The following is a 12,030-nucleotide window of genomic DNA, read 5'->3' as shown; positions in this document are numbered from 1 at the left end:
CATCAGGCTGCTGGCCACGTAGTGCGGGCGTTTGGGACGGTTTGCCGGCGGCGGGCTGCTGTATGTGGTGCGGCAGAATGTCGAGGCACTGTTGCTCAGGCAACAGTTGATGCTGGGCCTGTTGCAGGCCACAAGCGGCAAGTCCGTCGTCGGTCGCTTGCGCTTGAAGCAGGATGATGGCTGAAACGGCTCAGATCGACAGGCGCAACAGGCGGTTATCCAGTTCGTGATCCTGGTTGCGGCGTTTGTTGACCACCAGTTCGCCAATGGCGATCAGCCGCGTACGGGTGACGTTGCGCGACAGGCCCAGCAGTTCGGCGGTGTGCACCTGATTGTGATGGCAGAAATGGTAGGCCGCCCGTAGCAGCGCGGTTTCGACCCGCTCGTGCAATGCACCGGGCTGCTCCTCGCACAGCCGGCGGAACGTGTGTTGCAGCAGTTGCTCCAGCGAGTCGCCGTCGGCGCCGTTGCGCGAGTAGCCGGCGTCGTCCTGGCGCTCCAGGCGCAGGTTGGACAAGCGCAGGTCATCGGCTTGTACTTCACCGTCGCGGCAAGTCAGCAGGCTGTGGTGAATAACGTTTTCCAGCTCACGAATATTGCCCGGCCAGCTGTAACCCACCAGCTTGGCTTCGGCGCCGGGGCTGAGGGTCATCTGCCCGTAACCCAGGCGCTCGCTGTAGGTGCGGATGAAATGCCGGCTCAACGGCAGGATATCGCCCGGCCGCTCGCGCAGGCCGTGCAACGACAGGGTCACCACGTTCAGCCGGTAATACAGGTCTTCGCGAAAGTGCCCGGCGTTGATGGCTTTTTCCAGATGCACATTGGTCGCTGCCAGCACCCGGACATTGATCGGCAGGCTTTTGCGCGAGCCCAGGCGGACCACTTCGCGCTCTTGCAGTACCCGCAGCAGCTTGACCTGGATGGCCATCGGCAAATCGCCGATTTCATCGAGAAACAACGTGCCGCCGTTGGCCTCCTCGAACCAGCCGGCCTTGGCACTCAACGCGCCGGTGAAGGCGCCTTTTTCATGGCCGAACAGCTCGGCCTCAACCAGCGATTCGGAAAACGCGCCGCAGTTGACCGCCACGAACGGCCCGTTGCGTCGGCCACTGAGGTTGTGCAAGTGCCTGGCCACCAACTCCTTGCCCGTACCGGTTTCACCGATGATCAGCACACTGGCCTCACTGGGGGCGATCTGTTGCAGGTGGGCCAACAACGCGCGCGATTTAGGGTCTTCGAACACTTGGGCTGTGGCCCGAATGGACGTGGCCAGGGCCGGCGAAGGGGGCAGGGTTAGCAGTTGCATGAGGGCTCTCGCTCAAGAATAGAAAGTCGGGGTCGGGCGGGCACCGTTCAGGGCCCAGTCACCCAGCTCGTGCAGTTTGTAATCCAGCGGGTCGTGCAGGGTCTGGGTGCGCAGGTTGCGCCAGAAGCGGTCCAGGCGCAGGGCAGCATGGGTGGCGCGGGCACCGGTGACTTCAAACAGGCGGCTGGTCAGGTCCAGGCCGGTGCGGCTGGCGTTGACCTTGGCGCTGGCAATCGCCAGCGCCAGTTGCGCGCGTTCTTCGCTGCCCAGCTCCGGACCTTTGTTCCAAGCGGCATCGAGCAGCACACAGGCGCGCTCGACCAGCACCCGTACCGCTTCCAGCGATGCCCAGAACTCGCCGTAGTGGCGCAGAATGTAAGGGTCCTCGCTGATGTCCTGAGCCTTGGAGGTGAACCACGGGCGGCTTTCCTTGAGGGTGTAATGCCGCGCTTCTTCGAACGCGCCTTCACTGATGCCGAGAAACAGATTGGTGAAGTGCAGTTGGGCGATCAGCGGCCGCAGTGAAGCAAACGGGGTGCTCAACGGGCCTGGGTCGAGCAGCAATTCCGACTCTTCGACCCGTACCCGCTCAAAGGTCACGCTGCCGCTGTCGGTCTGGCGCTGGCCCATGTTTTCCCAGTCGTCGTGCAGGGTAATGCCGGTGCGCCCGCTGGGGATGGCGGCAATGATCAGTTTGCCGCCGGCGCTTTCATCCACCGCCGAGGCGATGAGCATTTCCGAATCGCTGGCGCCGGAGCAAAAGCTCTTGCGCCCGGAAAATTCCCGCCAGCCGTCGAAGGTCTTCAGCACCGTGCGGGTGTCCAGCGGGTTCAGGGCGTTGCCCCAGAACCAGTTTTGCCGGGCGGTCTGTTCGAACCAGGGTTGCCATTGGTCCGGGCGGGAAAACAGCCGCACGGTGGCCAGCATCAGGTGGTGAAAGCCGAACACGTGGGCGATCGAGCTGTCGACCTTGGCGAATTCGCGCACCACATCAAAAGTCTCGCGCCAGCTGGCGCCCAGGCCACCGAAACGGGTCGGAATGCTCAAACCCAGCAGGCCGCTGTGGCGCAACGCATCGCGCTCGGCCTGGGGGGTGCCGCCCTGGGCGTCGCGCTCGGCGGCGTTGGAGGCAAATTCGCAGGCCAGGTTACGGGCCAGGTGTAAGGGGCTGGTGAAAGAGGCAGGTAAAGGGGCCTTCACAGGAGCAATCACAGGCGTCGTCACGAAAAAATCCTCAAATTAAGCCGTTTCTGGTTTACGCCGGCTGCTTTCGGGCGCTGGGCAACACGTCATTGGCGATCATTTCGCCAAACGGGCCGGTCAGGTTGGTCAGGCCACGGCCGGCCAGGCTGGCGTAGGGTTCGGGCAGCAGCGGAAATACCAGTTCGGCAAACCGGTAGGCTTCTTCAAGGTGCGGGTAGCCAGAGAAAATAAAGCTCTCGATGCCCAGGTCGGCATACTCCTTGATGCGCTCGGCAACCTGCTCAGGATTGCCCACCAGCGCCGTGCCCGCACCGCCGCGCACCAGACCGACCCCGGCCCACAGGTTGGGAGCAACCACCAGGTTATCGCGGCGCCCACCGTGCAACTGCGCCATGCGCCGCTGGCCTTCGGAGTCGAAGCGGGCAAACGACTGCTGGGCGGCGGCGATGGTGGCGTCGTCGATGTGCGCGATCAGCTCATCAGCGGCGCGCCAGGCATCTTCTTCGTTCTGGCGCACGATCACATGCAGGCGAATCCCGAACTTCACCGTACGGCCATGTTTGGCCGCGCGCTCCCGCACGTCGCTAATCTTCGCAGCCACTGCCGCTGGCGGCTCGCCCCAGGTCAGGTACACGTCAATCTGCTCGCCTGCCAGGTCATGGGCGGCGGCGGAAGATCCGCCGAAATACAGCGGTGGATAAGGCTGCTGAATCGGCGGGTAGAGGGCCTTGGCATTTTTTACCTGCAAGTGCTTGCCCTGGTAATCCACGGCCTCGCCTTGCAGCACGCGGCGCCAGATATGCAGGAACTCGTCGGTGACTTCGTAGCGTTCGCTGTGGCTCAGGTGAATCCCGTCGCCACGGTTTTCATCGGGATCGCCGCCGGTCACCACGTTGATCAGCACCCGCCCGCCTGACAAGCGATCCAGGGTGGCGGCCATGCGCGCCGAGACGGTCGGTGAAATGATGCCCGGCCGAATCGCCACCAGAAAACGCAGCTTTTCAGTCAGCGGCGCCAGGGCCGAGGCCACGACCCAGGAGTCCTCGCAGGAGCGCCCGGTGGGAATCAACACGCCGTGGTAACCCAGCCCATCGGCCGCCTGGGCCACTTGCTTGAGATAACCGAGGGTGACCGGCCGGGCCCCCTTGGCGGTGCCCAGATAATGACCGTCACCGTGGGTCGGCAGAAACCAGAACACATTCATGCGCGGCTCCCTGAGTGACCTTGATCAATGACGGTGAATGAACAGCAGACGCCGCGGCAGGCCGCAGCGCCATGCACAAATGCGCTCATGATCGCTTCCTTAATGTGAGCCCGTTAACAGGCTGGACAAGGCGGGTTCGCAAGTCCTGTGCCACAAGCCCAGACCCAGGCGGGCCGGGGCTTTTCACGGGGTTTTTCACCAAGGATGAGTGCGTTGCTGTTGCTCAGCGGTGATTGCTGCCCAACAACTGTTGGCTGAGCAACAGTTGCCGTGGGAGAGGTGCGCGATGCAATCAAGCTCCGGTGAGGGGCGGGCAGTGATGCTCGTGAGCTGGTGCCTTCGCGGCTAAAGCCAATATTGTTCAGATAAGCACTGCATGCCTTTGTGGGAGCGACCTTGGTCTGGGCGGCATTTCGACGAAGAGGCCAGTAAAAACACTACATCTGCTGCGAATGTGCCGCCCTCTTCGCGACCAAGGTCGCTCCTACAAAGGCATGCCAGTACTTAACTGAACAGTATTGCGGCTAAAGCCGCTCCTACAGCGCAATCAATGCCGGGTGCAGGTCGTGAATGTGCGTGGGCTTGGGCGCGACGTACTGCTCGTCGCTGGTCAGTTCATGCAGCAGCTCTTCGCGCAGCAGGTGAAAGTCATAGCCGCTGCGCTGGCGCGGGTGCGGCAGGTTGATGTCGACCACGCGCTTGATCCTCCCCGGCCGCGGCTCCATGACCACCACCCGGTCGGCGAGGAAGATCGCTTCTTCGACGTCATGGGTCACCAGCACCGTGGTGATTTTTGCCCGTTCGCGGATTGCCAGCAGTTCGTTCTGCATCTGCTGGCGGGTCAGCGCGTCGAGGGCGCCAAACGGTTCGTCGAGCAGCAGGATACGCGGGCTGGCCACCAGGCCACGGGCGATGGCCACCCGTTGTGCCATGCCGCCGGACAACTGGTGCGGGTAAGCACGGGCAAAGTCCTTGAGGCCCACCAGGTCGATGAAGTCGGCGACCCGCTGTTGTTTCTGTTCGTTGCTCAGTGGCTCGTTGACCAGCCCCAGACCGATGTTGTCCTGCACGGTCAGCCAAGGAAACAGCCGGTGCTCCTGGAACACGATGCCGCGTTCGCTGCCGATGCCTTCGACCACCTTGCCGTCGACCCGAATCTCGCCACGGTACTCGGTGTCCAGGCCGATCAGCAGGCGCAGCAGGGTTGATTTGCCGCAGCCGCTGGAGCCGACGATGGCGACGAATTCTCCTTCGGCAATCTGCAGGTTGAATTCTTTGATGGCCTCGATCTGGCCGCCATCGACCTCGAAGACCTTGCCGACATGGTTGAAACTGACGATAGCTTGAGTCATGCGTGTCTCCAGCGCGTGGCCCGCGCTTCGATGCGTTGTCCGAGGAAGTTGAGCAAGGCGCCGGTCAGTCCGACCAGCAACATGCCGGCCATGATCACGTCCATGCGCAGCAGTTGCTGGGCACCGATCATCAGGCTGCCGATGCCGCCATTCGAGGGCATGAAGTATTCCGAACCGATGGTGCCCAGCCAGGCGTAGATCAGGCTCAGGCGCAGGCCGCCGAAGATACCGGGCGCCGCACCGGGCAACACCAACCGGCCCAGACGCTGCAACGGGCTCAGGCGCAGCACCCGCGCCGCTTCAGCCAGTTGCGGTGACTGGTTGGCGACACTGCGCTGGGTGGCGATGTACAGCGGGAAAAACGCTGCGAACGAGACGAACACCCACTTGGCCGGTTCACCCAGGCCGAACCATGCCGTCAGCAGCGGCACCCAGGCGAAGATCGCGATCTGCCGCAGCGCGCCCAGGCTCGGGCCGAACAGCCGCTCGGCGGGTTTCGACAGGCCCAGCAGCAGGCCGATGCTGAACCCGGCTAGGCCACCGAGCAACAGGCCGCCGAGGGTGCGGCTCAGGCTCATCAGCATGGCGCCGGGCAGGCTGCCGTCGAGCAGCCCGGCCCAAGTGGTTTGCAGCACCAGCAGTGGCGAGACCAGAATCTGCCGGTCGACCCACTGCAACTGATACGCGGCCTGCCAGAGCAGCAGCAACGCGATGGGCAGGTACCAGGCGGCCCAGCCCGATTGGGCCCGGCCACGATTCAGTTGTGCGGTGGGTGGGTGCGGCCAGTGCACCAGCTTGCGGTCGGCCCGGCCGATGAGCAGGTCCATGCTCACCCCGACCACACCGATCACTGCGATGCAGACGAAGACGATATCAAGCATGAACAACTGCCGGGCCCAGACCATCAGGTAGCCGATGCCTTCGCTGGAGGCCAGCAGCTCCACGGCCAGCAGCGACGACCAGCCTGCCGACAGCGCCAGACGCACGCCGGCCATGAACGAGGGCAGGGCCGCAGGCAGGATCAGCCGGCGGATCAGCAGGGCGCGCGGCAGCCGCAGCACGGCTGCGGCTTCACGCAAGCGCGGCTGTGCATCGCGCACACCGACCAGGGTATGCAGGGTCACCGGCACCACGATGGCCTTGATCAGCACCACCAGCTTGAGCACCTCGCCAATGCCGAGGAACACCATGAACAGCGGAATCCACGCCAGGGTCGGGATCTGTGCCAGGGCGCTGAAGGTCGGCAGGATCAGCCGTTCAGCCCGTGGGCTGGAGCCCAGCCAGGCACCCAGCAGGGCACCGCTGCCGATGCCTGCCAGCAGACCGAAGGCCAGGCGTTGCAGGCTGATGCCCAGGTTGACCCAGATCTCGCCACTGGCCAGTTCCAGCGCGCTCTGCCAGACCAGTGCAGGCTCGGGCAGGATCTGTTCGCTCATCCAGTGCTCGCGGCTGGCAACCCACCACAAAGCGAAAATCAGGATTGGCACATACCAGCCCTGCAGGCGTGCCAGCAGCACCACTGCGCGACCATTGGGGCGCAGTGCGGCGGGCGGTAAGGGGAGGGTGGCATCACGGGTCATCAGGCTCTCCGTCGCAAACCAATGCTTATTTGCTTATTCTTTAAATGAATATAAAAAATTAATTTGATTCAAATATGGGATAAAGGCTGCCATTAATACCGTCTTGGGCAATTGCAGCCAATGCATTCCCGGAATATTTTTCATGCGAGATGTGCATGGCCCAGCAAGCACAAGGGTTACAGACTTAATATTCTTTAAAGTTACTAAAAGATCATTTTTTAGTATTTTATTTTAGGTGCGATGTATGCCTGACTGGCGCCCATCTTCAGATGCGCCAGGAGCCTCGCATGAATCTCTCACTTCCCCGTTTTGCCCTCCGTTTCGCTGCGCCGCTGCTGGCCGGCCTGTTGGCGTGTGCCGCAGGCATTGTCAACGCAGCCGAACTCAAGGAAATCCGCATCGCGGTCCCGGACCTGAGTGCCGGCCCGCAGAAAAGCGGTACGGGTGTCACCGACGTGCTGCGCAGCCAGCAACTGCTGGAGCAGGCGTTTGCCGCCGACGGCATCAAGGTGCAGTGGAATTTCTTCAAAGGCGCAGGCCCGGCCATCAACGAAGCGCTGGCCAACGGTCAGGTAGACGTCGCCTACCTGGGCGATCTGGCGGCGATCATCGGCAAGGCCAATGGTCTGGACACCCGCTTGCTCAGCGCCACCGGGCGGGGCATAAAGCAGTACCTGGCAGTCGCACCGGACTCCGGGATCAAGACCTTGGCAGACCTCAAGGGCAAGCGTGTGGCAATCTTTCGCGGCACCGCCTACCAGCTGTCGTTCGCCGCTGCACTGGCCAGCCAGGGACTCAAGGAAAAAGACCTCAAAGTCATCAACCTGGACATCAACGCTGCCGTCGCCGCCCTCGGCGCCAGGCAGATCGACGCGACCTGGGGCTCGGCGTCATTGAACTCGCTGCGTGAACGCGGCCTTGCCGAAATCCCGCTCAACACGCTGGACCTGGGCGGGGCCGGCAGCATCCAGAGCGTGCTGCTGGGCTACGGGCCGTTTATCGATGCGCATCCACAGGCGGTCGACAAACTGCTCAAGGCCAACGCCCAGGCGCTGCACTGGCTGCAACAGGAGAGCAACCGCCAGGCCTACATTGCACTGGTTGCGGAACTGGCCAACTACCCCCAGGCGGTTTTGCAGGACGACCTCAAGGGCCTGGACCTGAGCGTGCGCTTCGATTCGCGTCTTGACCCTGAATTTCTTGCCAGCTTGCAGAAGTCGGTAGACCTGGCGGCGGAGCAGCGTCTGGTGCGCAAGCCGTTCAAGGTCAGTGAGTGGGTGTCGGATAAGGCGTTGTGATTTATGCAGTTGTGGCAAGGCTTGCGCGTATAGGTCCTACAAAATCTCCGAAATTGTAGGGTGTGTAGGAGTGTTCTGAAATTTTCATTGGGTATTGAACGTTTGGTGTTCGGGTGATTACGTCGGTCACGTTTCTGGAGTTAATGCCAGAAGAACCACGGATTAATCGAACTAACCAAACGAGACTTTACAATGATAAATAAACAACGTTTGAACAGTGTGGTAGCGGGTGTGTTGGCCGCTACCGCCATGCAGGTATTCGCTCAGGCGGATCAAGTGAATGGGCCGCAGACGACTGACGCGTCAGTGGCGACGGTTCTGGAGGATAAGGTTCATTTGCTGAGCAATACGCTGGGAAGTAAGTCAGAGGTGCATCATTACAGCTTTACTGCGGTACGTGGGCAGGATGTCGTGTTGTTAATTTCAGAGGCACAGACATACGGAAAGCTATGGCAGCTGGAATACCGGATTGATGCTGGGGAATGGAAGGTCAAACGATGGAACTGGACCGAGAAATTTCAGAAGCTGTCACCGGGAGCCAAAGTTGAAGTCAGGGTAATGGCCGTCGAAGGCGCCCAATTCGATGAGGTAGGTTATCGGATCGGATTGGGCTCATTTCCGCATATGCGCTACGACTTTCATCACCAAGAAGGCTTTTTACCCATTCCCATTGGGCGCACGGAACCTAGATTTCTTGCCACTCAGGCCATGACCGAGGCCATGCTTGATGTCAGTTTTACTGACAGCACCGGGCACCCGCTCGCTGGCGGGGTGGTTGCCTTCGACTTCAGGCCTAGCGGTAAAAAGAAAAACAGAAAAACAACGAACTATACATCCGACAGAAACGGGAAGATTCTGGAGCTTGTGAAATTTGAAGGTTGTACAGGCGGGTATTATGCTGATCCGTTTCTTCATGTAAACAATGGCAGAAATACCTGGGCCACACGGTACGAAGTGGGAGATTACAAAGCGTTGAATTTATTGGCTGGGACTCAAGCTGAAGAACCCCATCTCTATAACTTTGGGCACATCTGTAAGCGCTGGCTGATCAACTGGTCCAGAAACTGATGAGTCAAGGGGCGCTCTGCTGATTTTTATCGGCAGAGCGCCCCGCTTCACGATTAAACGACAACATCCACCAACGGCTCTTCGCGCTTCTCGCCCTTTTCAAGAATCTGGCTAATGAGGTTTTTGTATATGTCTTGTGAGTCGCTCGTCATCAGTTTTCTGTAATCCACCGTGTCCTTAAAGTTCAGCAGGTCCAGCTTGTATTTTCCGCCGAACGCCTTGTCATCATGGTCAACCAGTTCCATGGCCAGTTTGGCGAACTTGACCACGCTATTTGTGAATTTTTTGTCTTCGTTCAAAAGCGATGTCAGGTATTTACGTTCGTGCTCGGTGAACGAGTTTTCCGGGTCGAGAAGTTTGACTTTTCCATCATCGCCCAGCGTATAGCTGAAGTTCTTTTTGGCCAGATCCTGCCGGTAGATACCTACTTCGGTGAGGCATTTTCCATAGTGCTCACCCTGAGATTTTAGCGCATCGATTGAATCTCTCTTCAGCTCACTCAGATACATTTCCTTGGCTGCCGCGCTTTGTTCTGGCGTCATTTCGCTCTTGTTATAGCCTTTCAGCCACGGCTCTGCCTCGCGGGTGTAGAACGCTTTTGCCCGAGCGTGTCTTTCGTCTTCGACGCTGTGCGCAAGGTTGGGCGCTGCCTGTTCCGCGCTGGTTACGGCGGGTTTGGCAGGCAAGTGAGCAGGTATGATCGTTGAGGTGATACCGGTGATAGTCATAGCGAGATACTCCAGTTGAATGGTTCGCTATTTGTGACGGCCAGCCGGCGGCTAACTTGTCCTGATAATGGTGTAGGAAGTTTCTGAAGTGTGGTCTGGTTGTGAGTGGGGTCTCATCTTTTTTCGTAATCGAACAGAATTGGCTTTAGCCGCGAAGGCTTCGCTGCTAAAGCAGCTCCTACGGGGGGCCGGGTTTATTGTGCGACAGCGTGGTGCCGAGGCAATGGGATCTATGATCTAAGCCGCCTTGTGCACCTGATCCAGGCTGATAATCGTGTCGATCATCGCTCTGGCTGCCGGTGACAGGCGAAAGCCTGCGCGGCTGACGATGCCGCAGCGCGCGCCGACGCCCATCTGTTCGAGGGGCAGGTTGCGCCAGTGCAGGCGGACCAGTTCGCCGGGGGCGACATCCTCGGTAAAACACTCTTCGGTGCTGATGCCGATGGCGTTGGTTTGCCGGACGATTTTCATCAGGCTGGCGAAATGATCGGTCTGGATGCCGGGGCTGAAGTCGTCGCGGCCACTGGCGCTGGCCAGCAGTTTGCGAAACCCCGGCGGCAGCAGGGTGGCAGCCAGCGGGTAGTCGAACATATCGTTGGTCGACAGGCTGTCCTTGGCCAGCAGCGGATGGCCGGGCCGGCAGAAGAACACCCCGCGCTTGGGTGTCAGCGCCTGGGTGTGGAAGTTCGGGTCGGACTCGAAGTGGCGGATATCGGCAATGAAGAACTCGATTTCTTCACGGCTCAGGCTGCGGCTGAGTTTTTCCCAGTTGTCCACTTCAAAGCCCACCTTGACCCTTGGGTAGGCGCTGATGAAGCTGGCGACCGCATCGGGCACCAGTTTTACCGCCGGTGCCGGGCCGCAACCGAATTGCAGCTCGCCAGCATCGAGCTTGGTCATTTCGGCCACTTCGCGGGTGAGCTGGTTGGCGCCCTTGACCAGGCGCAAGGCGTGCTGCAGCACCACATGGCCTTCCGGGGTCGGGCGCAGGTCTTTGCTGGCGCGGTCGACCAGCACGCAGCCGAACTCCTGTTCCAGGCTCTGGATGCTGCGGCTGAATGCCGGCTGGGTAATGCCCATGGCCTCGGCACCACGGACAAAGCTGCGGTGTTCGTTGAGCGCGATGAAGTAGCGCAACTGGCGAAGATCCATATGCATTCCCGGCATTTGAAAAATAGGTCGAAGGTATTGGCCCTCGGGCTGGGGACAGGTTTTAAATGCAGACTCTTATTCCGTCAACGAAGCGTTTGTTTTTTAGATATAGCATTTATGCATATCTATAGCTCGCTGCCTCGTTGACCACTGTCTGCCGGCCCTGAGGGATCCACCATGAGCAATGCCGCAATCGCCAAGCAACCTGTGCCTCATCAACTCGACCTCAAGCCGGTGGCTGGGCGCATCGGTGCCGAAGTGCGCGGGGTCACCCTGAGCGACACCCTCGACCCGGTGCTGGTCGAGGCCATTCAACAGGCACTGCTGGAGCATAAGGTGCTGTTCTTCCGTGGCCAGACCCACCTAGACGACCAAGGCCAGGAAGCGTTCGCCAAACTGCTCGGTGAGCCGATGCCACACCCGACGGTGCCCGTGCGCGAAGGCTCCAGCTACCTGATGCAACTGAGCGCCGCCGATGGCCAGCGCGCCAACTCCTGGCACACCGACGTGACGTTCGTCGCGGCCTATCCCAAGGCCTCGATCCTGCGTTCGGTGGTGGCTCCGCAGTCCGGGGGCGACACGGTATGGGCCAATGCCGCGGCTGCTTACAACGACCTGAGCCCCGAGCTGCGCGAGCTGGCCGACCAGCTATGGGCGGTGCACAGCAACGAGTACGACTATGCCAACCCGCGCCCGAACGTCACTGCAGAGCAGGCGGCGAAGTACCGCAAGACCTTCACTTCCACAGTGTTCGAGACCGAGCACCCGGTGGTGCGTGTGCATCCGCTCAGTGGCGAGCGCTCGTTGCTGTTGGGGCACTTCGTCAAACGTATCAAGGGCTATTCACAGGCCAATTCGGTGCACCTGTTTGAGTTGCTGCAGAGCCACGTGATTCGTCTGGAAAACACCGTGCGCTGGCGCTGGAGCGTGGGCGACGTGGCCATCTGGGATAACCGCGCGACCCAACACTACGCCGTCGACGACTACGGCGATCAGGCGCGCATCGTGCGCCGCGTGACCCTGCAAGGTGAAGTGCCGGTGGGTGTGCATGGCCAGCGCAGCGTCACCACACGCGGCGCTTGATGGGTGGCTGGCAACAGGTATGCGGCGCCTGCATTGGCCAGCACGCTGACTTCCAG

11 protein-coding genes are annotated in these 12,030 nt (G+C 60.6%); 4 read left to right on the top strand and 7 right to left on the bottom strand.

All coding sequences use genetic code 11. From position 1 onward, the window contains the following. The first annotated feature begins 31 nt into the window (after positions 1-31). Positions 32-184 carry a hypothetical protein gene (locus NJC40_RS01815; protein WP_253117594.1) on the top strand — a complete coding sequence of 51 codons (153 nt, stop codon included), beginning with the start codon at positions 32-34 and terminating at the stop codon, positions 182-184. A 6-nt stretch (positions 185-190) separates the two neighbouring features. On the opposite strand, the gene NJC40_RS01810 is transcribed toward NJC40_RS01815, so the two are convergent. The 5 genes from NJC40_RS01810 to NJC40_RS01790 form a co-directional block, all read right to left on the bottom strand. Beyond that, positions 191-1,306 (bottom strand): sigma-54 interaction domain-containing protein, encoded by a 1,116-nt coding sequence (locus NJC40_RS01810; RefSeq protein WP_253140604.1) that lies wholly within the window; start codon positions 1,304-1,306, stop codon positions 191-193. A 12-nt stretch (positions 1,307-1,318) separates the two neighbouring features. Beyond that, positions 1,319-2,506 (bottom strand): acyl-CoA dehydrogenase family protein, encoded by a 1,188-nt coding sequence (locus NJC40_RS01805; protein ID WP_045483307.1) that lies wholly within the window; start codon positions 2,504-2,506, stop codon positions 1,319-1,321. A 55-nt stretch (positions 2,507-2,561) separates the two neighbouring features. Beyond that, the gene (ssuD, locus tag NJC40_RS01800; protein ID WP_253140603.1) at positions 2,562-3,713 is read right to left on the bottom strand and encodes an FMNH2-dependent alkanesulfonate monooxygenase; all 1,152 of its coding nucleotides are present in this window, start codon (positions 3,711-3,713) and stop codon (positions 2,562-2,564) included. Between the two features lie 536 nt (positions 3,714-4,249). Beyond that, positions 4,250-5,065, bottom strand: a complete 816-nt coding sequence (locus tag NJC40_RS01795) for an ABC transporter ATP-binding protein (protein WP_045483301.1) — start codon at positions 5,063-5,065, stop codon at positions 4,250-4,252. Then, a complete protein-coding gene (locus NJC40_RS01790) occupies positions 5,062-6,645 on the bottom strand; it encodes an ABC transporter permease (protein WP_253140602.1) in 1,584 nt (527 codons plus the stop codon). The genes NJC40_RS01795 and NJC40_RS01790 overlap by 4 nt, the downstream gene beginning before the upstream one ends. 287 nt (positions 6,646-6,932) lie before the next feature. Here NJC40_RS01790 and NJC40_RS01785 point away from each other — a divergent pair, with 287 nt between their 5' ends. Together NJC40_RS01785 and NJC40_RS01780 are read left to right on the top strand one after the other, a co-directional pair. Beyond that, on the top strand, positions 6,933-7,943 hold the full coding sequence (locus tag NJC40_RS01785) for an ABC transporter substrate-binding protein (protein ID WP_253140601.1): 1,011 nt from the start codon (positions 6,933-6,935) through the stop codon (positions 7,941-7,943). A 192-nt stretch (positions 7,944-8,135) separates the two neighbouring features. Then, entirely contained in the window at positions 8,136-9,011 is an 876-nt protein-coding gene (locus NJC40_RS01780) for a hypothetical protein (protein ID WP_253140600.1), read from the top strand. Between the two features lie 53 nt (positions 9,012-9,064). Here NJC40_RS01780 and NJC40_RS01775 read toward each other — a convergent pair whose 3' ends face one another. Continuing rightward, positions 9,065-9,739, bottom strand: coding sequence for a hypothetical protein (locus NJC40_RS01775; RefSeq protein ID WP_253140599.1), 675 nt, complete (start codon positions 9,737-9,739; stop codon positions 9,065-9,067). Positions 9,740-9,976: 237 nt separating this feature from the next. Beyond that, complete coding sequence (locus NJC40_RS01770) at positions 9,977-10,891, bottom strand: LysR family transcriptional regulator (protein ID WP_253140598.1); 915 nt, start codon at positions 10,889-10,891, stop codon at positions 9,977-9,979. A 177-nt stretch (positions 10,892-11,068) separates the two neighbouring features. Here NJC40_RS01770 and NJC40_RS01765 point away from each other — a divergent pair, with 177 nt between their 5' ends. After that, the gene (locus NJC40_RS01765) at positions 11,069-11,974 is read left to right on the top strand and encodes a TauD/TfdA dioxygenase family protein (protein ID WP_253140597.1); all 906 of its coding nucleotides are present in this window, start codon (positions 11,069-11,071) and stop codon (positions 11,972-11,974) included. Positions 11,975-12,030: the final 56 nt, after the last annotated feature.

Source organism: Pseudomonas sp. 21LCFQ02 (genome assembly GCF_024129895.2).
Classification (GTDB): Bacteria; Pseudomonadota; Gammaproteobacteria; order Pseudomonadales; family Pseudomonadaceae; genus Aquipseudomonas.
The sequence above is the reverse complement of the archived record's forward strand: the minus strand, read 5'-3'. Positions and strand labels throughout refer to the sequence as shown.

Excerpts from the sequence above, each read along its gene's own strand:
- NJC40_RS01810 (WP_253140604.1), bottom strand. The coding sequence starts at position 1,306 with ATGCAACTGCTAACCCTGCCCCCTTCGCCGGCCCTGGCCACGTCCATT.
- ssuD (WP_253140603.1), bottom strand. The coding sequence starts at position 3,713 with ATGAATGTGTTCTGGTTTCTGCCGACCCACGGTGACGGTCATTATCTG.
- NJC40_RS01795 (WP_045483301.1), bottom strand. The coding sequence starts at position 5,065 with ATGACTCAAGCTATCGTCAGTTTCAACCATGTCGGCAAGGTCTTCGAG.
- NJC40_RS01790 (WP_253140602.1), bottom strand. The coding sequence starts at position 6,645 with ATGACCCGTGATGCCACCCTCCCCTTACCGCCCGCCGCACTGCGCCCC.
- NJC40_RS01785 (WP_253140601.1), top strand. The coding sequence starts at position 6,933 with ATGAATCTCTCACTTCCCCGTTTTGCCCTCCGTTTCGCTGCGCCGCTG.
- NJC40_RS01780 (WP_253140600.1), top strand. The coding sequence starts at position 8,136 with ATGATAAATAAACAACGTTTGAACAGTGTGGTAGCGGGTGTGTTGGCC.
- NJC40_RS01775 (WP_253140599.1), bottom strand. The coding sequence starts at position 9,739 with ATGACTATCACCGGTATCACCTCAACGATCATACCTGCTCACTTGCCT.
- NJC40_RS01770 (WP_253140598.1), bottom strand. The coding sequence starts at position 10,891 with ATGGATCTTCGCCAGTTGCGCTACTTCATCGCGCTCAACGAACACCGC.
- NJC40_RS01765 (WP_253140597.1), top strand. The coding sequence starts at position 11,069 with ATGAGCAATGCCGCAATCGCCAAGCAACCTGTGCCTCATCAACTCGAC.